Annotated in this window: 18 protein-coding genes, 1 tRNA gene and 2 pseudogenes; 12 read left to right on the forward strand and 9 right to left on the reverse strand. The window is 73.0% G+C overall.

The genetic code is table 11. The annotated features are described in order from the left end of the window. Positions 1-229: 229 nt before the first annotated feature. On the forward strand, positions 230-856 hold the full coding sequence (locus tag EV374_RS19100) for a copper resistance CopC family protein (protein WP_486485841.1): 627 nt from the start codon (positions 230-232) through the stop codon (positions 854-856). A 230-nt stretch (positions 857-1086) separates the two neighbouring features. Here EV374_RS19100 and gltX read toward each other — a convergent pair whose 3' ends face one another. Genes gltX through EV374_RS19115 form a run of 3 tightly spaced genes read right to left on the reverse strand, consistent with a single transcriptional unit; the run spans position 1087 to position 5151 of the window. Continuing rightward, the gene (gene gltX, locus EV374_RS19105) at positions 1087-2496 is read right to left on the reverse strand and encodes a glutamate--tRNA ligase (RefSeq protein WP_132237222.1); all 1410 of its coding nucleotides are present in this window, start codon (positions 2494-2496) and stop codon (positions 1087-1089) included. Between the two features lie 49 nt (positions 2497-2545). Next, positions 2546-3823 carry an MFS transporter gene (locus EV374_RS19110; protein ID WP_132237224.1) on the reverse strand — a complete coding sequence of 426 codons (1278 nt, stop codon included), beginning with the start codon at positions 3821-3823 and terminating at the stop codon, positions 2546-2548. Beyond that, a complete protein-coding gene (locus tag EV374_RS19115; protein WP_486485842.1) occupies positions 3820-5151 on the reverse strand; it encodes a beta-glucosidase in 1332 nt (443 codons plus the stop codon). Before EV374_RS19115 ends, EV374_RS19110 begins: the two co-directional genes overlap by 4 nt. A gap of 183 nt (positions 5152-5334) precedes the next feature. On the opposite strand from EV374_RS19115, the gene EV374_RS19120 reads away from it, so the two are divergent. Next, positions 5335-5781 carry an SRPBCC family protein gene (locus EV374_RS19120; RefSeq protein WP_121400347.1) on the forward strand — a complete coding sequence of 149 codons (447 nt, stop codon included), beginning with the start codon at positions 5335-5337 and terminating at the stop codon, positions 5779-5781. A gap of 138 nt (positions 5782-5919) precedes the next feature. Here EV374_RS19120 and aceE read toward each other — a convergent pair whose 3' ends face one another. Next, positions 5920-8664, reverse strand: a complete 2745-nt coding sequence (gene aceE / locus EV374_RS19125) for a pyruvate dehydrogenase (acetyl-transferring), homodimeric type (protein WP_132237226.1) — start codon at positions 8662-8664, stop codon at positions 5920-5922. Between the two features lie 253 nt (positions 8665-8917). Here aceE and EV374_RS19130 point away from each other — a divergent pair, with 253 nt between their 5' ends. Then, positions 8918-9322 (forward strand): YjbQ family protein, encoded by a 405-nt coding sequence (locus tag EV374_RS19130; RefSeq protein WP_132237228.1) that lies wholly within the window; start codon positions 8918-8920, stop codon positions 9320-9322. A gap of 20 nt (positions 9323-9342) precedes the next feature. Here EV374_RS19130 and EV374_RS19135 read toward each other — a convergent pair whose 3' ends face one another. Genes EV374_RS19135 through EV374_RS19145 form a run of 3 tightly spaced genes read right to left on the reverse strand, consistent with a single transcriptional unit; the run spans position 9343 to position 11510 of the window. Further along, positions 9343-10140, reverse strand: a complete 798-nt coding sequence (locus tag EV374_RS19135; RefSeq protein WP_484516364.1) for an ABC transporter permease subunit — start codon at positions 10138-10140, stop codon at positions 9343-9345. Next, positions 10127-11038 carry an ABC transporter ATP-binding protein gene (locus EV374_RS19140; RefSeq protein WP_132237230.1) on the reverse strand — a complete coding sequence of 304 codons (912 nt, stop codon included), beginning with the start codon at positions 11036-11038 and terminating at the stop codon, positions 10127-10129. Before EV374_RS19140 ends, EV374_RS19135 begins: the two co-directional genes overlap by 14 nt. Then, positions 11031-11510, reverse strand: coding sequence for a helix-turn-helix domain-containing protein (locus EV374_RS19145; protein WP_132237232.1), 480 nt, complete (start codon positions 11508-11510; stop codon positions 11031-11033). The genes EV374_RS19140 and EV374_RS19145 overlap by 8 nt, the downstream gene beginning before the upstream one ends. Before the next feature lie 139 nt (positions 11511-11649). Here EV374_RS19145 and EV374_RS19150 point away from each other — a divergent pair, with 139 nt between their 5' ends. The 6 genes and pseudogenes from EV374_RS19150 to EV374_RS19170 all read left to right on the forward strand — a co-directional run bounded on the left by EV374_RS19150 (position 11650) and on the right by EV374_RS19170 (position 16040). Next, positions 11650-12129 carry a MarR family winged helix-turn-helix transcriptional regulator gene (locus tag EV374_RS19150; protein ID WP_132237234.1) on the forward strand — a complete coding sequence of 160 codons (480 nt, stop codon included), beginning with the start codon at positions 11650-11652 and terminating at the stop codon, positions 12127-12129. Between the two features lie 51 nt (positions 12130-12180). Next, a pseudogene (locus tag EV374_RS33520) lies at positions 12181-12699 on the forward strand (transketolase); the annotation flags it as partial. Between the two features lie 105 nt (positions 12700-12804). Further along, a pseudogene (locus EV374_RS19155) lies at positions 12805-14787 on the forward strand (transketolase C-terminal domain-containing protein); the annotation flags it as partial. 113 nt (positions 14788-14900) lie between these two features. Continuing rightward, the gene (locus EV374_RS19160; protein ID WP_132237238.1) at positions 14901-15338 is read left to right on the forward strand and encodes a DUF3052 domain-containing protein; all 438 of its coding nucleotides are present in this window, start codon (positions 14901-14903) and stop codon (positions 15336-15338) included. An 83-nt stretch (positions 15339-15421) separates the two neighbouring features. Then, on the forward strand, positions 15422-15889 hold the full coding sequence (locus EV374_RS19165; RefSeq protein WP_121400357.1) for a peroxiredoxin: 468 nt from the start codon (positions 15422-15424) through the stop codon (positions 15887-15889). A gap of 79 nt (positions 15890-15968) precedes the next feature. Next, positions 15969-16040 (forward strand) — tRNA-Val (locus EV374_RS19170). 59 nt (positions 16041-16099) lie between these two features. Here the strand turns inward: EV374_RS19170 and EV374_RS19175 are convergent. After that, the gene (locus tag EV374_RS19175; RefSeq protein ID WP_132237240.1) at positions 16100-16972 is read right to left on the reverse strand and encodes a hypothetical protein; all 873 of its coding nucleotides are present in this window, start codon (positions 16970-16972) and stop codon (positions 16100-16102) included. A gap of 137 nt (positions 16973-17109) precedes the next feature. Between EV374_RS19175 and EV374_RS19180 the strand changes: the two genes are divergently transcribed. The 3 genes from EV374_RS19180 to EV374_RS19190 all read left to right on the forward strand — a co-directional run bounded on the left by EV374_RS19180 (position 17110) and on the right by EV374_RS19190 (position 20552). Beyond that, positions 17110-19047 (forward strand): sigma-70 family RNA polymerase sigma factor, encoded by a 1938-nt coding sequence (locus EV374_RS19180; RefSeq protein ID WP_132237242.1) that lies wholly within the window; start codon positions 17110-17112, stop codon positions 19045-19047. 138 nt (positions 19048-19185) lie between these two features. Beyond that, a complete protein-coding gene (locus EV374_RS19185; RefSeq protein WP_132237244.1) occupies positions 19186-19656 on the forward strand; it encodes a GNAT family N-acetyltransferase in 471 nt (156 codons plus the stop codon). Positions 19657-19754: 98 nt separating this feature from the next. Continuing rightward, positions 19755-20552, forward strand: coding sequence for an alpha/beta fold hydrolase (locus EV374_RS19190; protein WP_132237246.1), 798 nt, complete (start codon positions 19755-19757; stop codon positions 20550-20552). 48 nt (positions 20553-20600) lie between these two features. Here EV374_RS19190 and EV374_RS19195 read toward each other — a convergent pair whose 3' ends face one another. Continuing rightward, entirely contained in the window at positions 20601-21182 is a 582-nt protein-coding gene (locus tag EV374_RS19195) for a dihydrofolate reductase family protein (RefSeq protein ID WP_132237248.1), read from the reverse strand. Positions 21183-21186 lie beyond the last annotated feature (4 nt).

Here is a 21186-nt window from a genome sequence, read left to right on the forward strand (position 1 = left end):
CCCGTTCGATGGATGGCTTGCTGCAGGTCACGCGTTGGTTGGCTGACGGGGGTGACCGAACCCGTGCAGGGTGCCACCCTCAAGACTGCGCAGAACGTCGATCGGTTGCAGCTCGTGGAACAGTAATTGGAACTATCTGTGATCCCGGCCCGACCAATGAACGGTAGCCGTGGATCAGCGGGCGGATCGTACCTTTACGGAGGGGTTCATGGGGGGCAGGTTCCCACGGATGGCGCGCACCTGGCCAGTGGTGGTCGGCGTGGCGATCGGTGTGTCGTTGGTGCTGCCGGCCACGCCGGCGGCTGCCCACAACTCGCTGACCGGCAGCGATCCGCGCAACGGCGCCCGGGTGGCCGAGGCACCGTCCCGGATCGAGCTGCGTTTCCTGGCGAAGGCGGACCCGAATACGACGAAGATCACAGTGACCGGTCCGGACAACGTGGCCGCGCTGGGCGGCGCGCCGGCCTTCTCCGGCTCGCGGGTGAGCGTCCCGTTCAAGCCGGGCCGGGCGGGCCTCTACATCGTCGGCTACCAGTTGGCGTCCAGTGACGGGCACCCGGTCTCCGGCGAGGTGCGGTTCACCCTGACCACCGGCACCCCCGCCGAGTCGCCCACCGGCGCGGGCACCGCCGGCCCGAGCGCCCCGGCGTCGGCCGTACCGCTTCCGTCCGGCGCCGCACCGACCTCGGCGGTGCCCGATCCGACGGGCGCGGGCACGCCGGGGTCCGCGGTGCCCGCGGCGAAGGAGAGCGACGACGCGGCCGGGCGCGGCTGGCTGTGGGCGCTCGGCGGCGTGCTTCTCCTGGCCGCCCTCGCCGCCGGCCTGCTGCTGCGCCGCCGCTCCGCCCGCCGCTGACCGGCCCGAGCCCGGGACGCCTCAGCGCCCGGACCCACGGGTCCGGGCGCTGAGCGGTACGCCGGCGTCAGGCACCAACCCGAGCCGGAGCCGGAGCCGGAGGTCGAGGACCGACGTGGCGACGGACCGACGGACCGACGGACCGACGTGGCGGCGGCGTCGCAGGCCGCCCTCCGGCGCGGGTGGGCCGTCCCCGGCAGGGCGCTCGTGGCCCTCGGAACAGGCCCGGCTCAGAACAGGCGGACCCGGGCGGCGCGCAGCCGGCTCAGGGTGCGCTCGCGGCCGAGCACCTCCAGCGACTCGAACAGCGGCAGCCCGACGGTACGGCCGGTGACGGCGACGCGCACCGGCGCCTGGGCCTTGCCGAGCTTGAGCCCGCGCTCGGCGCCGACGGCCTCCAGCGTCGACTTCAGCGTCTCGGCGTCCCACGACTCCAGCGCCTCGAACGCCGCCGTGGCGGCGTCCAGCAGCTCCGCCGAGCCCTCCTTCATCGCCTTGGCCCAGGCGGCCTCGTCGATCAGCGGCGAGGCGAGGAAGAGGAAGTCGACGTTCGGCACGATCTCGCTGAGCAGCGCGATCCGGGTCTGCGCCAGCGGGGCCACGGCCGCGAAGGCGTCCGCGTCGAACTCCTCCGGCTGCCACGGCGGCGGGGCGATGGTGCCGGTGCCCGTCAGCCACGGCCGGCAGGCCTCGACGAACTCCTCGACCGGCAGCGCCCGGATGTACTCGCCGTTGAACGCGCGGAGCTTCTTCTCGTCGAAGAACGCCGGGGAGGGGTTGACGTCCTCCAGCCGGTACTCCTGCTCGATAACCGACCACTCGACGATCTCCCGGTCGCCCGACGGCGCCCAGCCGAGCAGCATCAGGTAGTTGCGCATCGCGGCGGCCAGGTAGCCCTCGTCCCGGAACGCCTCCAGGGCCACCTTGTCGCGGCGCTTGGAGAGCTTCTGCCGCTTCTCGTTGACCACCACCGGCACGTGCGCCCAGATCGGCGGCTTGACCCCGAGCGCCTCCCAGAGCAGCTGCTGCTTCGGGGTGTTGGGCAGGTGCTCCTCGGCCCGGATCACGTGGGTGATGCCCATGGTCATGTCGTCGACCACGTTGGCGAGCAGGAACATCGGCGAACCGTCGCCCCGGGCGATGACGAAGTCCTCGATCAGCTTGTTCTCGAAGGTCGGCTCGCCGCGGATCAGGTCGACGACGACGGTCTCGCCCTCGTCGGGCGTACGGAAGCGCAGGGCGCGCCCCTCGCCGGCCGACAGCCCCCGGTCCCGGCAGAAGCCGTCGTAGCCCTGGTACTGCGAACCGGTGCGGGCCTGCACGGCCTCGCGGGTGCAGTCGCAGTAGTAGGCGCGGCCGGACGCGTGCAGCCGCGCGGCGGCGGCCCGGTGCTCGCCGGCGTACTCCGACTGGAAGTACGGGCCCTCGTAGCCGCCGCGCTCGATGCCGATCCAGTCCAGCGCGGAGAGGATGCCCTCGGTCCACTCCGGCTTGTTGCGGGCCGCGTCGGTGTCCTCGACGCGGAGCACGAACACCCCGCCCTGCTGCTTGGCGTAGATCCAGTTCTGCAGCGCCGAGCGGGCACCGCCGACGTGGAACATACCGGTCGGGGAGGGGGCGAAGCGCACACGTACCGTCACGTCCCCCAGCCTACGGCGGCGCGCGACCGGATTCCGCCAGGGGTGCGGCTCAGGGCACCGAGCGGATCTTCAGGACCAGGACGCTGCCCAGCACGGTGACCGCCGCGGTGACCGCGTAGAGCACCGGGTAGCCGCCGAGGTGCACCACGAGCGGGGCGGAGAGCGCCGGGCCGAGCACCTGCGGGGCGGAGTTGGCGATGTTGATCACGCCCAGGTCCTTGGCCCGGTCGGTCGCGGCGGGCAGCACCTGGGTGATCAGCGCGGCGTCCACCGACAGGTAGACGCCGTAGCCGGCGCCGAGCAGCAGCGCGGCGGCCACGGCCACCGGCCAGACCGGGGCGACGGCGAGCAGCAGCGCGGCGACCGCGATGATCCCGCCGGCGGTGATGACGAAGACCTTCCGCTTCCCGGAGCGGTCCGACAACCGGCCGGCCACCACGGCGGTGGCCGCCAGGCCGGCCGTGTAGAGCAGGATCAGCACCAGCAGGCCGCCCTCGGGGTCGGGGTGGCGCACCTCGTCGGTGAGGAAGTAGAGCAGGTAGAGCGTGCCGAGCGCGTTGCCGAGCTGCACCAGGAACCGGGTGATCCAGGCCCAGCCGAAGTCGGGGTGGCGGCGCGGCGAGATCCACATCGACGCGAGCAGGGCGCGCCACCGCAGCGCCGGCCGGTGCGCCCGGGGCAGCGGGTCGTCGGCGGTGAGCAGCGCGAACGGCAGGGCCAGCAGCAGCACCGCCGCGGCCATCGCCAGGTAGCCGGCGGCGGTGCCGCTCACCACGGCGGTGACCAGCACCACCCCGAGCACCAGCCCCAGCGCCTGGGGGATGCCGACCCAGCCGGAGACGCCGCCGCGCTGGGCGACCGGCACCCGGTCCGGCACGGCGGCGGTCAGGCTGGCCAGCATCGCGTTGAAGCAGACCTGGGCGGCGACCCAGCCGAGCGCGACCCCGGCCACGGTGCGCTGCTGCGCCAGCAGCACCAGGGCCGCCGCGCCGAGCAGCGCCCCGCCGGCGGTCCAGACGTGCCGCCGGCCGAACTCCCGCCCGGCCAGCCGCAGGCAGGTGCGGTCCGACAGCGCCCCGGCGAGGGGGTTGGCGAGCACGGCGGCGAGCGCGCCGAGGCCGGTGACCACGGCCAGCGCCGTCTCCTTGTCGGCCGGAGCGATCTGCTCCAGCTGCTGCGGCAGCAGCACCTGGATGGGCGTGAAGAACGCCATCCAGACCCCGAGGTTCGCCGCGAAGATCAGCGCGATCCAGCCGCGCCGCACCGGCGCGGTCGGCTCGGCGAGCGCCGCCGGCAGCGACGCGGGCGTCGGATCGATGGTGGTCACGGCCGTGAGATCAGGTCGCGGAACCAGGCGTACGAGGACTTGGGCGTACGGAGCTGGGTGTCGAAGTCGACGTGCACGAGGCCGAAGCGCTTGGTGAAGCCCTCCGCCCACTCCCAGTTGTCCAGCAGCGACCAGACGAAGTAGCCGGTCACGTCGACGCCCTCGGCCATCGCCGCGCGTACCGCGCGCAGGTGCCCGTCGAGGTACGCGATGCGCTCCGGGTCGTGCACCCGCCCGTCGGCGTCGGGCGCGTCGTCGTACGCGCAGCCGCTTTCGGTGACCTGGATCGGGGGTAGGTCGTCGGCGTACGTGCGGTGCAGCCAGCCGAGCAGCTCGCGCAGCCCGTCGGGGGCGACCGGCCAGTCGAAGGCGGTACGCGGGTATCCCTCCAGCGGCACGAACTCGAACGGCAGCGGCGAGCCCTCCTGCGGGGCGCGTACGCCGGTGGGGTTGTAGTAGTTGACCCCCAGCACGTCGATCGGCGCGGCGATCACGTCGAGGTCGCCGGCGCGCACCACGGCGGTGTCGAAGCCCAGCTCGGCGGGGTAGCCCCGGCTGAACAGCGGGTCCGTGAAGAGGCGGTTGTGCAGCGCCTCGTACGCCGCGACGGCCGCCCGGTCGGCGTCGGTGTCCCCGGCCGGCCGCACGGGCGAGTAGTTGTTCGCGATGGCGACCGGGCTCGTGGTGCGCGCCCGCAGCGCGGCGACGGCGAGTCCGTGGGCGAGCAGCTGGTGGTGGGCCACCGGGAAGGCGTCGAAGAGCAGCGTCCGGCCGGGGGCGTGCTCGCCCGTGCCGTGGCCGAGGCTCATGTGGATGAAGGGCTCGTTGAGGGTGATCCAGAGCTTCACCCGGTCGCCGAGGCGGGCGGCGGTCGCGTCGGCGTACTCGGCGAAGCGGTGGGCGGTGTCCCGGTTCAGCCAGCCGCCCGCGTCCTCGAGGGCCTGCGGCAGGTCCCAGTGAAAGAGCGTGGCGACCGGGTCGACGCCGTGGGCGAGCAGGTCGTCCACGAGCCGGTCGTAGAAGTCCAGCCCGCGCGCGTCGACCGGGCCGTCGCCGGTGGGCCGCACCCGGGGCCAGGCGATCGAGAAGCGGTACGCCGAGACGCCCAGCCCGGCCAGCAGCGCGACGTCCTCGGCGTGCCGGTGGTAGTGGTCGCAGGCCACGTCGCCGGTGCTGCCGTCGGCGATCCGGCCGGGGGTGTGGGCGAAGGTGTCCCAGATGGACGCTCCCCGCCCGTTCTCGTTGACGCCGCCCTCGATCTGGTAGGCGGAGGTGGACACTCCCCAGCGGAATCCGGCGGGGAACTCGGGCATCGCTGCGGTCGACATGCGCCCTCCCGTACGTGAATCGTGTTCGGGACTCTAGGGCGAGGCCGTCCGTTGCGCCATAGGTCGTACGTCGCCGCAGCGCAAGAGTTTTCGGCGCGTCTTTTCCGAACCCGTCCGTATACGTCCGAATTTGCGCATAGAGTGCCGATATCGTGGGATGTCCTCACTGGAGGAAAGACGGAAATGATCCTCGTGGAACGCAGTGCGCACGTGATGGCGCCGGTGGAAGCGGTCTGGGACGTCGTGCAGCGGGCCGAGCAGTTGCCGGCCTGGCTGGCGGGGGTCCGTGCGGCCGAGGTGCTCTCGGGGGAGGGCTTCGGGCGCCGACAACTCGTCCAGGCCGGACGTGGCGCCGCGCATGAGGCCGAGGTGATCGCCTATCAGGCGCCGACCCTGATCGGCTGGCGCGAACGCGCCAAGGGTGCCGGTGCCCGGGCGGAGGCGCGCACCGAGATCTACGTCCAGCTCACCGCGGACGAGGAGGAGGGCGGGACGATCGTGCGGCTCATCGTCGTACGCTGGCCGGCCGGTCCGGTCAAGGCCGCCCTGCTCCGCCTCGGCCTGCGCCGGGTCGGCGCCGACCTGGAGGACTCGCTCGCCCGGCTGACCGATCTGGCCGCCGTCGGCTGAGCCGGGCACGTCCTGGCGCCCCCCGCGACGGCGGTGGCCCGGTGTCCCCGCCAGGGACTCCGGACCACCGCCGGTTCGCTCGTCGGCCAACGACGAAGGGCCCGGCGCGGGAAGCGCCGGGCCCTCGTCTCGTACGTCCTAGCTGTCGCCGCCGGTCTCGCCGACCGGGGCCGCGTTCACGTCCTCGATGGCGTACTTCTTGGCCGCCTCGGCCGGCACGCCCGCCGGCACCACGCCGCGCAGGGCGAGCTGCCGCAGCGTCGCGACCACCACCGACTCGGCGTCGACGTGGAAGTGCCGGCGCAGGGCGTGCCGGGTGTCGGACATGCCGAACCCGTCCGTGCCGAGCGAGGTGTAGTCGCCGGGCACCCAGCGGGCGATCAGGTCCGGCACCGCGCGCATCCAGTCGCTGACCGCGACCTTCGGACCCTCGGCGTCGGCCAGCTTCTGCTGGATGTACGGCACCCGCTGCTCCGCGCCCGGGTTGAGCAGGTTGTGCTCCTCGCACTCCACCGCGTCCCGGCGCAGCTCCGTCCAGGAGGTCACCGACCAGACGTCGGCGGCCACGCCCCAGTCCTGGGCCAGCAACTGCTGCGCCTTGATCGCCCACTGCATGCCCGTGCCCGAGGCGAGCACGTTGGCCTTCGGCGCGTCGTCGCCCACCGACGGGGCGGGGGAGTAGCGGTAGATGCCCTTGAGCAGCCCCTCCACGTCCACGCCCTCCGGCTCCGCCGGCTGGAGGATCGGCTCGTTGTAGATCGTCAGGTAGTAGAAGACGTTCTCCTGCGCCTCGCCGTACATCCGGTGCAGGCCGTTCTCCACGATGTGCGCGATCTCGAACGCGAACGCCGGGTCGTACGCGACCACCGCCGGGTTGGTGGCGGCGATCAGCAGCGAGTGGCCGTCCTCGTGCTGGAGCCCCTCGCCGTTGAGCGTGGTCCGGCCGGCGGTGGCGCCGAGCAGGAAGCCCCGGGCCATCTGGTCCGCGGCGGCCCACAGCCCGTCGGCGGTGCGCTGGAACCCGAACATCGAGTAGAAGATGTACATCGGGATCATCGGCTCGTCGTGCGTGGCGTACGCCGAGCCCGCCGCCGTGAACGAGGCGACCGAGCCGGCCTCGTTGATCCCCTCGTGCAGGATCTGCCCGCCGGTGGACTCCTTGTACGACAGGAACAGCTCCCGGTCGACCGAGGTGTAGCGCTGGCCGTGCGGCGAGTAGATCTTCTGCGTCGGGAAGAGCGAGTCCATGCCGAAGGTGCGGGCCTCGTCCGGGATGATCGGCACCCAGCGCTTGCCGAACTCCTTGTCCTTCATCACGTCCTTGAGCAGGCGGACGAAGGCCATCGTGGTGGCCACCTTCTGCTTGCCCGAGCCGCGCTTGACGTCGGCGAAGCGCTCCGGGCCGGGGATGGCCAGCCGCTTCTGGCCCGAGCGCCGCGACGGCAGGTAGCCGCCGAGCTGCTGGCGCCGCTCCTTGAGGTACGCGATCTCGTCGGACTTCTCGCCCGGCGTGTAGTACGGCGGCAGGTAGGGGTTGTCCTCCAGCGCCTTGTCCGGGATGTCCAGGTAGAGCCGGTCGCGGAAGGTCTTCAGGTCCTCCAGCGTCAGCTTCTTCATCTGGTGGGTGGCGTTGCGGCCCTCGAAGTGCGAGCCCAGCGTCCAGCCCTTGATCGTCTTGGCCAGGATGACGGTCGGCTGACCGGTGTGCTCCATCGCCGCCTTGTAGGCCGCGTAGAGCTTGCGGTAGTCGTGCCCGCCCCGCTTGAGGTTCCAGATCTCGTCGTCGCTGAGGTCCTCGACCATCTTGCGGGTCCGCTGGTCGCGGCCGAAGAAGTGCTCCCGGACGTACGCCCCGGACTCCGCCTTGTAGGTCTGGTAGTCACCGTCGGGGGTGGTGTTCATCAGGTTGACCAGCGCGCCGTCGGTGTCCGCGGCGAGCAGCGGGTCCCACTCCCGGCCCCAGACCACCTTGATGACGTTCCAGCCGGCGCCCCGGAAGAACGCCTCCAGCTCCTGCATGACCTTGCCGTTGCCGCGCACCGGCCCGTCGAGCCGCTGGAGGTTGCAGTTGATCACGAAGGTGAGGTTGTCCAGCTCCTCGCGGGCGGCCACGCCGATCGCGCCGAGCGTCTCCGGCTCGTCCATCTCGCCGTCGCCCAGGTATGCCCACACGTGCTGGTCCGAGGTGTCCTTGATGCCCCGGTGGTGCAGGTAGCGGTTGAACCGCGCCTGGTAGATCGCGTTCAGCCCGCCCAGGCCCATCGAGACCGTGGGGAACTCCCAGAAGTCCGGCATCAGCCGCGGGTGCGGGTACGACGGCAGGCCGCCACCCGGGTGCGACAGCTCCTGGCGGAACCCGTCGAGCTGGTGCTCGGTCAGCCGCCCCTCCAGGAACGCCCGCGCGTACATGCCGGGGGAGGCGTGGCCCTGGTAGAAGATGTGGTCGCCGCCGCCCGGGTGGTTCTTGCCCCGGAAGAAGTGGTTGAAGCCCACCTCGTAGAGCGAGGCCGAGCTGGCGAAGGTGGAGATGTGCCCACCGACGCCGATCTCGGGACGCTGCGCCCGGTGCACCAGCATGGCCGCGTTCCACCGGACGTACGCCCGGATCCGCCGTTCCACGTGCTCGTCACCCGGGAACCACGGCTCGCGCTCCGGCGGGATGGTGTTGATGTAGTCGGTGGTGGTCAGCGACGGCACCCCGACCTGGCGCTCGCGGGCCCGCTCCAGCAGGCGCAGCATGACGTAGCGGGCGCGCTTTGTCCCGCGCTCGTCGATGACACCGTCGAGCGACTCGACCCATTCGCTGGTCTCTTCAGGGTCGATGTCCGGAAGCTGGCTCGGCAGACCAGCGGTGATCACCGGGCGCTTGCGTTCCGTAGCCACAGGCGTTCCCTCGGTTCTGTGTGGGATAGGTCTCTAGCGCCATCCTGCCCCCTGGTGGCACCTGTCGTCACGCCCACCGCCCGGAGACGCGACGCGCGACACAGGTACCCGCCGGTAACTTTGCGCAACCGGCCGGCTTGCGCGCAAGGAAGGGCACCTTCCTGACGCTATGCGTCAGGAAGGTGCCCTTCCTTGCATCCGGGCGAGCGGCGTCCGGCGGCGGGTGTCGATTCACTCGGGCAGAATGCGCCGTATGCGCAGTGAGGTGATCACCGTCCAGACCGGGGCCCGGCCGACCGTCCGGGACATCACGGCGGAGGCCGAGCGGTTCGTCGCCGGGCAGGGCGACGGCCTGCTGCACGTCTTCGTGCCGCACGCCACCGCCGGGTTGGCGATCATCGAGACCGGCTCGGGGTCCGACGACGACCTGCTGGCCGCGCTCGACGACCTGCTTCCCACCGACGACCGGTGGCGGCACCGGCACGGCTCGCCCGGCCACGGGCGCGACCACGTCCTGCCGGCGTTCGTCCCCCCGTACGCGACGCTGCCGGTCGTCGACGGCCGGCTGGCGTTGGGCACCTGGCAGTCGGTCTGCCTGGTCGACCCCAACGGCGACAACCCCACCCGGACCGTCCGCTTCTCGTTCCTGCCCGGCTGAGGGCGTGCCCGGGCTGCCGGTCAGACCGCCACGTCGCGTCGGGCGAAGGTGGCCGCGCCGACGGCGGCCAGCGCCACGGTGGCGGCGCCGAGCAGCAGCGCCCCGACCGGCTGCACGCCGTCGAGCAGCGGCGAGCCGCCCAGGTACCAGTGGAACGGGGACGCCTCCCGCGCCCAGGCGAGCCCCTGCACCTGGGGCAGGACGGAGTTCGCCAGGTAGCCGAGCACGGCCACCGCGGCGCTGACGCCGAGCGCCGCGGCCCGGCGCCCGGTGGCCGCGCCGACGGCGAAGGCGAGCGCGGCGAAGGCCAGCCCGAACAGGGCCAGGTGCAGGGTCATCGCCGCGAAGCCGCCGACACTGACGCCGTCGAACTGCGCCGGCCCGCTCAGCGCCACCATCGTCAGGCCGAGCAGGACGGCCACCGCCACGATGCCGACCGCCACCGCGGCGAGGCGGAGCAGGGCCAGCCGGGTCCGGCTGACCGGGTGGGCGAGCACCAGGTCGAGTGTGCCGGCCTCCTCGTCCCCGGCCACCGCGCGGGCCCCGGCGGCGATGGCGAACACGGCGATCAGCAGCGGCACCAGCAGGCCGTACACGGCGCTGCCGAGGTAGCCGGCTGCGCTGGTGAGGTCGCTGTAGTTGAACGCCTCCAGCAGCCCCTCCGGGTACGCCTGCAACGCCTTGGTCATCTCCGGCGTCTGCATCGTCGGCCAGAACGAGGCGTACATCGCCCCGACCGCGACGATCGACACGGTCCAGCCGAGCAGCGACCGGCGCGCGTCGTGGAGGGCCTTGGTGAACGGGTCACGCAGCAGCACGGACGGACTCCTCCCGCGAGTAGTAGCCGAAGAACAGCTCCTCGAGATCGGGCTCCTCGGAGAGCAGCCCGATCACCGTGTGCCCGGCGGCCGCCTTGACCAGCGCGTCGGCCCGCCCGTCGAGGCGGCAGCGCAGGGTCGTTCCCGCGACCGTCACCTCGCTGACGCCCGGCAGGGCGGCGAACTCCGCCTCGGCGACCGGCTCGGCGAAGGTGACCTCCACCCGGCGTACGGCACGCTCGCGCAGCTCCTCGACCCGCGCCACGGTGATCAGTCGACCCTCGCGGATGATGCCCACCCGATCGGCGGCCTGCTGCACCTCGCTCATCACGTGCGAGGACATGAACACCGTCCGGCCGTCGGCGCGCGCCTCCCGTACCAACGACAGGAACTCCTGTTGGAGGAACGGGTCCAGCCCGCTGGTCGGCTCGTCGAGGATCAGCAGCTCCGGGTCGTGCATGAAAGCCTGCACCACGCCGACCTTCTGCCGGTTGCCCTTGCTGAGCCCGCTGATCCGCCGGCCGAGGTCCAGGTCGAGCCGGGCGGCCAACCCGTCGATCCGGGCCCTGGGTACCCCGCCGCGCAGGTTGCCCAGGTAGGTGAGCAGCTCCCGGGCGCTCTGCCGGCCGTCCACGACGAAGTCGCCGGCCAGGTAGCCGATCCGGCGGCGCAGGGCGACCCCTTCGCGGCGGGGGTCCGCGCCGAGGACGCTGATCCGGCCGCTGGTCGGGCGGATCAGGTCGAGCAGCAGCCGGATCGTGGTGGATTTGCCGGCTCCGTTGGGACCGAGGAACCCGTACACCTCGCCGCGCTCGACCCGCAGGTTCAGCCCGGTCAGGCCCCGGTTGCGTCCGTAGGTCTTGACCAGGTCGCCGGTCTCGATGGCGGGCTCAGCCATCGCTGCCTCCCCTCTTGTCGTACTCGGCCTCGAAGCGTTCGACGAGCTTCGGCATCTCGCGCTCGACGAACGCGTAGAAGTCGCGCATCACCCGCAGCCGTTCGCTGCCGGGCGCGCCCTCGCCGCCGACGACGGTCAGCCCCTGCTCCATGAGCTGGCGGAACACCCGGAACTTGGTGGCGTCGGCGGCGATGCGGATGATCGCGTCCGGCCTGACCTCGTAGGCGTGCCCCCGGTGGCCCGACACCGGCACCCGCCGGGCCAGCCCGCTGGTCTCCAGCATCCGCATGCCGGTGCTGACCGAGCCCTTGGAGAGCCCGAGACCCTCGGCGAGCTGGGCACTGGTCTGCCACGGCGGGTCGCAGACGAGCAGCCAGCCGAGCAGTTTGCCGTACGCCGGCGGCAGGCCGAGCCCGCTCAGCACGACGGCGGCCTCCTCGGCGTAGTGACGCTGGGCGGACACTTCCGTCATCGACTCCTCGTTTCGAACATTCAATAAGTTCTAAACTGACGGTACGCGCGGGGCGGCGTCCCCGGCAAGGGGTGTCACGCCGCCGGCAGACCCGTACGGCCCGGGCGCCGAACTATCGGCCGAAAGTAGGATGTGCGGCATGGCGCAGCACACCGTCCCCGTCGGCCCGGCGGATCCCACCCGCGCGGCGCTGGCGGGCGACGTGGTGCGCCGCATCACGCACGTCGCCGCCGCGCTGCGCCACCGCCAGGACCTGGAGATCGCCGAGCTGGGGCTGACCCCCGCGACCGCGCGGGCGCTGCACGAGCTGGACCCCGACCTGCCGCTGCCGGCCCGCGACCTCGCCGAAGGGCTGGGCTGCGACCGCTCCAACGTGACCGCCCTGGTCGACAAGCTGGAGCGGGCCGGGCTGGTCGAGCGGCACGCCGACCCCGCCGACCGGCGGCAGAGGACGCTGGTGGTGACCGGGCCCGGGCGGCGGGTGCGGGCCCGCGTGCACCAGGTCATGTCGGACTCCCGACTGCTCGCCGGGCTCACCGACGAGGAACTGGCGACCCTGCGCGAGCTGGTCTGGAAGGTCTCCGACGGCGGCTGCCCCGAGCGGTGCGACGACGACTGACCCACACCGCGTCGTTCGTGTCCGAGTGGGCGCACAGGCCGCTCGTCGGTAATGCTGTCCGACGTGACCACCCCGCAAGATCTCGACGACAGGTTCCGGGAGACGCTGGCCGCGCTGGCCATCCCGTCGCAGCGGCGTGACCCCGCACGGCCGGTCACCGACGACACGACGCTGACCGGCGCGCGGGCGCTGGACCTCTTCGACGCGCAGGCCATCAGTCGCCAGCTCGACCTGGCCGGCCGGTGGCTGCGCAGCTTCGGCGAGGGCTATTACACGATCGGCTCCGCCGGCCACGAGGGCAACGCCGCGGTCGCCGCCGCGCTGCGCGCCACCGACCCGGCGCTGCTGCACTACCGCTCGGGTGCCTTCTACTGCGTCCGCGCCGCCCAGGCCGCCGGGTGGACGCCGGCCGAGCGACCCAGGGCCGACCCGGACGGGACCGACCAGCCCGAGGCTGACCAGCCCTCGGGCGAGCGGTTCGACGCCGAGCGGTTCGACGCCGAGCGGTCCGATGCCGGGCGGTCCGATGCCGGGCGGGGCGGCACCGACCGGCCGGCGGCGGCCGACGGGCCCGTCGAGGCCGCGCCGGGCGACCCGGACGGCCCCGGCGACGGTTCCGCGCCGGACGCCGCCGACCCGGAGGAGCCGACCGGTGGCGCCGGGTCCGCCGTGGACCGGCCGCTCCGCCCGGGGTACGCCGAGGCGGCCCGCGACGTGCTGCGGGGCATGGTCGCCTCCAGCAGTGAGCCGCTCGCCGGTGGTCGGCACAAGGTCTTCGGCCGGGCCGACCTGGCCGTCGTCCCGACCACCTCCACGATCGCCTCGCACCTGCCCCGCGCCGTCGGGATGGGGCTGGCGGTGGAGCGGCTGCGCCGGCTGGAGACCTCCGGTCGGCGGGACGGGGCGCCGACCAGCGGCGGTGAGGGCGCCGCGCACACCTCCTGGCCGCCGGACGCCATCGTGGTCTGCTCGTTCGGCGACGCGTCGGTCAACCACGCCAGCGCCACGGCCGCGTTCAACACCGCCGGCTGGTACGACCACACGGGCCTGCGCATCCCGGTGCTCTTCGTCTGCGAGGACAACGGCCTCGGCATCAGCGTCCGCTCCCCGAAGGGGTGGGTGGAGACCACCCTGCGGTCGAAGCCGGGGGTCCGTTACTTCTCCGCCGACGGCGGCGACCTGCCGCGGGCGTACGAGGCGGCCGTCGAGGCGGCGGCCTGGGTGCGCCGGCACCGACGCCCCGCCGTGCTGCACCTGTCGACCGTACGGCTGATGGGGCACGCCGGCGCGGATGCCGAGACCGCGTACCGGAGCCCCGGGGAGATCGCGGCCGACCTCGCCCGGGATCCGCTGACCGCCACGGCACGGCTGCTGGTGGAGGCGGGCCTCGCCACCGGCGAGGAGCTGCTGGCCCGGTACGACGAGATCGGCTGGCAGGTGCGGCGGATCGCCGAGGAGGTGCTGGACGAGCCGAAGCTGACCGCACCGGCCGACGTGGTCGCCCCGCTGGCCCCGCGCCGGCCGGCACGCCTCGCCCGGGCGGTGGCGGACGCGGCGGCGCGTGCCGGCGGCCCCGGCGCCGGCGCCCGGGCGGAGGCGTTCGGCGGGAAGCCGCCGGAGCTGACCGGCCCGCTGACGCTGGCGCAGAGCATCAACGCCGCGCTCGCCGACGGGATGCTCGACCATCCGCAGCTGGCGGTGTTCGGCGAGGACGTCGGCGCCAAGGGCGGCGTGTACGGGGTGACCAAGGGGCTGCGGGACCGCTTCGGCGTGGCCCGGGTCTTCGACACGCTGCTCGACGAGACCTCGATCCTCGGGCTGGGGCTCGGCGCCGGGCTGGCCGGGATGCTGCCCGTGCCCGAGATCCAGTACCTGGCGTACCTGCACAACGCCGAGGACCAGCTGCGTGGCGAGGCCGCCACGATGCAGTTCTTCTCGCAGGGTGCGTTCCGCAACCCGATGGTGGTGCGGGTGGCCGGGCTGGCGTACCAGGAGGGCTTCGGAGGGCACTTCCACAACGACAACTCGGTGGCCGTACTCCGGGACGTGCCGGGCCTGGTGATCGCGGTGCCGGCACGGCCGGACGACGCCGCACCCATGCTGCGCACCTGCCTGGCCAGCGCGGCGGTGGACGGCAGCGTCTGCGTCTTCCTGGAGCCGATCGCGCTCTACCACACCCGCGACCTGTACGTCGACGGTGACGGTGAGTGGCTTTCCCACTACGCCGAGCCCGGCGCGTGGACCGGCGGTCACGTGCCGATCGGGCGGGCCCGCGTGTACGGCGTCGGCTCCGCCGAGGATGTCACGATCATCACGTTCGGTAACGGGGTGCCGATGTCGTTGCGTGCGGCGGCGACCCTCGCCGACGAGGGGATCGGCACCCGGGTGGTGGACCTGCGCTGGCTCTCCCCGCTGCCGGTGGCCGACATCATCCGGGAGGCGGCGGCGACCGGCCGGGTGCTGGTCGTGGACGAGACCCGCCGCTCCGGCGGGGTCGGCGAGGGGGTCATCGCGGCCCTGGTGGATGCCGGATATGTCGGAGCGGCGCGGCGGGTGGCCGGAGTTGACTCTTTTGTACCATTAGGCCCGGCGGCCCGTCAGGTTCTGGTCTCCGAGGAAGCAATTACCCAGGGTGCCCGCACGCTTCTGGCACGGTAAATTCCGTTCCACCCGGTGCGCCACTTGCGCGGGGAGCCACAACTGTGTGGACTTTGCCCTGACGGCGTCGACGCGACGCCGCGGGCAGGGATGAGATGAGGAGGCACGCGACAGTGAGCGCGACCGCTGGTCAGGCCGCCGACGGGGTACGCAGCCTGGCGGACCGGTTCGGGATCGAACCGGGGATGGTCGTCATGGAGATGGGGTACGACGACGACGTCGACCAGGATCTCCGTGACGCCCTGACCGACCGCTGTGGAGATCTGGTCGACGAGGACACCGACGAGGTGGTCGACGCGGTGCTGGTCTGGTACCGCGACGGCGACGGTGATCTCTTCGAGCTTCTCGTCGACGCCCTCGGCCCGCTGGCCGACAACGGTGTCGTGTGGCTGCTCACGCCCAAGGCGGGGCGCGAGGGGCACGTCGAGCCGAGCGAGGTCGCCGAGTCCGCGCCCACCGCCGGCCTCCAGCAGACCTCCACCGTCAACGCCGGCCGGGACTGGAGCGGCGCCCGCCTCGTCCTGCGCCGCGGGGCCAAGGGCAAGAAGTAGGCCGGCATCGGCGATCACCCGGCGGCGCCCGCTGCCGGGTGTGGCAGGCTGTTGCCCATCCGACCCCATCCTGAGGAGCTCGCATGCCGATCGAGGTTGGCGCCGAGGCGCCGGACTTCGTGCTCAAGGACCAGAACAACCAGGAGGTCCGGCTCTCGGACTTCCGTGGCAAGCGCACCGTGCTGCTGGTCTTCTACCCGCTCGCCTTCACCGGGATCTGCCAGGGTGAGCTGTGCGAGGTGCGGGACAACCTCAACGACTACGTCAACGACGACGTCCAGGTGCTGACCGTCAGCGTCGACTCGGTCTACGCCCACAAGATCTGGGCCGACAAGGAGGGCTACCAGTTCCCGCTGCTGGCCGACTTCTGGCCGCACGGCGCGGTCGCCCAGTCGTACGGCGTCTTCAACGACGTCGCCGGCATCGCCAACCGGGGCACCTTCGTGATCGACAAGGCGGGCGTGGTCCGCTTCGCCGAGATGAACATGCCGGGGGAGGCGCGCGACCAGCAGGGTTGGCGCAAGGCCCTCGCCGAGGCCGTCGCGGCCTGATCGACCGGGCACGCCATACGACCGGGCCGGTGGGGGCAGGGTAAGCTTGCCACCCTCCGGCCCGCCGTACGGGCGTTCCGGGCGCGTAGCTCAGTGGGAGAGCACTCGCCTTACAAGCGAGGGGTCGCAGGTTCGAAACCTGCCGCGCCCACACTCTGACCAGCACGGGAGCGGGCCGCCGGATGACCGGCGGCCCGCTGTCGTGGGCGATCAGCTCGCGCAGACGGCGTACGCGCGCACCTTCCAGTTGCTGCTGAAGCCGTCCTCGTCCTCCATGGCGCGGACGGTGACGACGGTCGAACTCGTGGCCCGCATCTCGGTCAGGCGCACCTGGCCGTCGCCGCCGAGGATCTCGCCGCCCACCCCGTGCACGCGCGTGCCGGTAGGGCAGGTGGCGGTGACCGACTGGATGGAGGCGGAACTGTAGACGCTGTCGTCGATCACCCGCTGCTCGCCGGGCAGCGGGTCGGCGCAGATCGCGGTGGCGTCCAGCCACCACGAGCCGGCGAAGCCGGTGCCGTCCTCGGCGCCTGCCACCACGACGCTGTTCTGGTGGATACGCAGATCCTCCAGGACGACCTCGCTGTTCGACGCCCCGACGACCGCGCCGCCGACCCCGATCGCGCGCTTGCCGGCCGGGCAGGACTTCTCGAACCAGTTCGACGTGCCGAAGCTCGGCGCGGAGCTGCCGGACACCATCACCAGACCGGCGGGCGGCGTGGCGCAGATGGCGTTCGCCGTGACCGCCCAGTTGCCGCCGACGCCGTTCTCGTCCTCGCGGCCGGTGACCGAGTACGCGTCCCCGCCGATCAGCGGCCGCATGATGTCCATGCCGACCTGTCCGAGGCCGGAACCGGTGATCGCGCCGCCGCCGCCGATGACCTTGGTGCCGGCCGGGCAGGTGGCGTTCTGCGTCTTCGCGCTGCTGTTGCTGGGGCCGGTCGTCGTCTTGTAGGTCAGGCCGGGCACCGCCGCCACCGGCCCGGCAAGGGCGATCTGGCCGAGCACGAGCGCGCTCAACGCGGCCCCGCCCATGGCAGCCGTCCGACGCGTCCACCGGTTGCTGTTGAATCCCTCTCGCATGGTGTCTTCCTCTCCCTGGCGCTGTTCGCTTGCGATGACACCGGTAGGAGAGAGGTGGGGTCGGGATGCCAACAGAAAGTTCGAAGAAAAATTTCCCGCGGTTCTAATTGACCGGACGACGAGGAGCGAGGGACTGGATGGACATGGCGGCACCGGACGACATCGCCCTGGTCGAGGCGCTGCGGCGCGGCGAGCGGGCCGGGCTGGAGGGCATGTACCGGCGCTACGCCGACCGGCTCTACACGTACGCCAGGACCATGCTGCGCGAGCCGGAGGCCGCCGCGGACGCCGTCCACGACGCGTTCCTCACCGCCAGCCAGCGCATCGACCAGCTCCGCGAGCCCGACCGGCTGCGCTCCTGGCTGTACGCGATCGTGCGCAACGAGTGCCTCCGGCAGCTGCGGGAGCGGTCCCGCTCCCTGCCGCTGGAGGAGGCCGGCGAGCCGGTGGCCGACATCGCCGACCCGGGCACGGGCGTCAACGCCGATCAGGTACGCGACCTGGTGCACAGCGCGGTGGCGGCGCTGAACCCGGGCGACCGTGAGGTGGTCCACCTGGCCATCCGCCACGACCTGTCGTCCGCTGACATCGGCGCGGCCCTCGGGGTGCCCACGAACCACGCGCACGCCCGTCTCTCGCGCGCCCGCTCGCAGCTCGAACGGGCGCTGGGGGCGCTGCTGGTGGCCCGCACCGGAGCCCGGGACTGCCCGGGTCTCGCCGATCTGATCGACGGCTGGCAGGGCCGGCTCACCCCGACGCTGCGCAAGCGGGTGTCGCGACACATCGAGAGCTGTGCGGTGTGCGGGCTGCTCCGGCGCGAACAGCTCAGCCCGGCCGCGCTGCTGTCGGCGTACACGGCTCCGGCCTTCCTGGTCGTCGCCGACTCGGTGTGGCCGCGACTGGCCGAGGCCGCGACCGGCGCCCTGGCCGATCCGGTACCCGGCGCGGGGATCGATCCGGCGGGCACGGTCACGGCCGACGCCGCGCCGGCCGACCCGACGCTGCCCGCCGATCCGGCGGCGCCAGCGCCGGTATCGACGGTCGATGCGGCACCGTCCGCCGATCCGGCCTCGCCGTCCGGCCCGGCAGCGTCCGCCGACCCGGCGCCGCCGGCCGAGGCACTCCCCGGGACGGGGGACACCGGACAGGCGCAGGGGGCCGCTGAGGGGCCCGCAGCGGATGGCGCGGTCGACGGGCCTACGCCCGCGGCGAACGGGCCGGTGACCCCGGACGGTGCGGCGGCGAGGCCCTCGGGCGGTGTGACGGCAGCGTCCTCGGCCGGTGTGGCAGTGTCCTCGAACGATGTGGCAGCCGCTCCGGGCGACGCGGTGGCGTCGCGCGGTGCGGCGCATCCCGTGCGGACGACCTCGCCTGCGAACCGCAAGCGGCACCGCCGGCAGGTGGCCGCGTCCGTGGCGCTGCTGATCCTCCTCGCCGCACTCGGGACCTGGGCGCTGGCACCCGGGCGCCCGACCGCCGCGCAGGACGCCGCCGGCCAGCCGGTGTCGGAGACGCGCGGACCGGCGGCCGGCGATCCGGTGACGCCCGCCTCCGCGCTGCCGTCGGGCACCGCTGTGGTAACCGGCACGCGGGCCGCCGAACCGCCGCCAGCCGGCGCCGTCGGTCCGACACCCGGCCGCGTGGTCACGCCGGCGGACGGCGACGGGGTCACCCGGACTGACGCGCCCGACGCCGTGCCGGGTGGCCCCGCGCCCTCGCCGACCACGGCACCGACCAGACCTCCGGCCGTGCCCCGGCCGACCGTCACGCCGAAGGTGGCGGCGCCGTTCACGGTCTCCGCCACCGCCCACGTGCGGTGCGGCTCGGACACGTACACCCTCGTGGTGCAGGCCACCGGCAGTGCCACGCTCGGCGACGCCGAGGTGCGCTGGACACCCGCCGGGGGCAGGACGTCGGTCCGGGCCCTGACGGTGGACGGATCGACCGCGCGGGCGACCGTCGGGCATCTGCGCGCACCGACGCTGACCTGGTCGGTACGGGCGACTGCCGGGGACGGCCGCACGGCGGGCAGCCCGACCTACACGGTCACCGATCCGTGCGTACGGCCGGGATAGCCGGGACGGTCGCGGGCGGCCTGCGGGATCAGCGGCCCGTCGGCGTCACTGTGGACGGAACCGGGCGCAAGTGGACCCCTTTGTCCTACTTGTCCTTCCCGGGCGGCCCGGTCCGTACGGCTGAAATACGGTGTCGGGGTGGCGACGCTGAGACTTGAGCCGATGACCGCCGAGCAGTACCTCCGGTATCGGCTGCGGGCGGAGGCGAGCTACGCGCAGCACATCGCCGAGTCCGGCGCGCTGCCGGCACCGGAGGCCGAGCAGAAGGCCCAGGAGGATTACGCGAAGCTCCTGCCCGACGGCCTGGCCACGCCGGGGCACCATCTCTGGACGGCCCGCGACGGTGACGACGAGGTCGGCATGCTCTGGCTGCACGTCGAAGAGAAGTCGGACGGGCCGCACGCCTTCTGCTACGACGTCGAGGTGCGACCGGAACTGCGGCGCAGGGGTCACGGGCGGGCCATGTTCCAGGCCGTCGAACAGCGGTGCCGGGAGTGGGGAGTCGTCTCGATCGGCCTGAGCGTCTTCGGCTTCAACCTCCCCGCGCGCAGGCTCTACGAGCAGTTGGGCTTCGAGGCGACCGCCATCCAGATGCGCAAGCGGCTGTAGCTCACGGCCAGCCCGGCCGCCCCGTCCCGTCTGAGGGAGTGCGCGCCCGGACGGCCGATCGGCCGCGTACGTCGTGCGGGCCGGGGTTGGATGGGGCGATGAGCTACGCGGAGGTCGCCGGGCTGCGCCTGTGGTACGAGGAGCACGGCGCGGGCCGCCCGCTGCTGTTGTTGCACGGCGGCTTCGGGTCGGTGGAGACGTTCGCGCCGATCCTGCCGGCGCTGGCCGCGCGTCGTCGGGTGATCGCGGTCGACCTCCAGGGCCACGGGCGCACCGCCGACGTCGACCGTCCGCTGCGCTACGAGTCGATGGCCGACGACGTCGCGGCGTTGATCGAGCACCTCGGCCTGGCCGAGGCCGACGTGCTGGGCTACTCGCTCGGCGGCGGCGTGGCGCTGCGTACGGCGATCCAGCACCCGGCGCGGGTGCGCCGGCTGGTCGTCGTCTCCGCCCCGTGCCGGCGGCCGGGCTGGTATCCGGAGGTGCTGGCGGGCATGCCCGAGCCCGACGAGGAGGCGGGCGAGCGGATGCGGGGCACGCCGCCGCACGCGCTCTACGCCCGCGTCGCGCCCCGGCCGGGGGACTGGTCGCGGCTCTGGGCGAAGACCGGCGAGCTGCTGCGCCGCGACTACGACTGGTCGGCCGAGGTGGCCGCCCTCGCCGTGCCCACCCTGCTGGTCTTCGCCGACGCCGACTCGGTCAGCGCCGCGCACGCGGTGGAGTTCTTCGGGCTGCTCGGCGGCGGCCACCGGGACGCCGGCGGGGACGGCACCGACCGCCCGGCCTCCCGGCTCGCCGTGCTGCCGGGGCTCACCCACTACGACATCGTCGTCTCGCCGGCGCTGCCTGCCGCCGTCCTGCCGTTCCTCACCCACCCGGTGTCGCCGCCCGGCTGACGCCGGGCGCCGCCGGAGCCCCCGGCCGGTGCGTTCCGGGCCGCCCGGTCACTCCGCCTCGGTGGGGCGGGCGTAGTGGAGGATGACCACTCCGCTGTCGAACGGGCGGGTGTCGACCAGGTCGAAGCGGCGCGGGTCGAACCCCCGGGCGACGAGCGGAACGCCGCTGCCGATCACGCACGGGTTGAGCTTGACGACCAACTCGTCGACGTCGGGCAGGAGCTGGCCGGCGAGCTGTCCGCCGCCGCAGAGCCAGATGTCGCGGCCGGGGCGGCGCTTCAGCTCCCGGACGAACTCCACCGGATCCGTGGAGACGATCTCCACCTCCGGCTCGGCGGCCGGCGGCAGGGTGCGGGAGAAGACGTACTGCTTCAGGTGCGCGTACGGGCTGGTGACGCCCATCTTCAGCGCCGGGTCGTAGGTGGCCCGGCCCATCAGCACCGCGTCGAAGCGGCCCTCCGGCTCCTCGATGCCGAACTGCGGGTGGGCGAACGTGGGGAGCGTCTGCGGCCAGTTCGCCGTCAGGTGGGCCGCCACGTCGGGATCCAACCGCAGGAAGTCGTACGACCCGTCGGGGCCGGCGATGAAGCCGTCGAGGGTGCTGGCGACGTAGTACACGAGTTTGCGCAAACCG

It is taken from the genome of Micromonospora sp. CNZ303 (genome assembly GCF_004345505.1).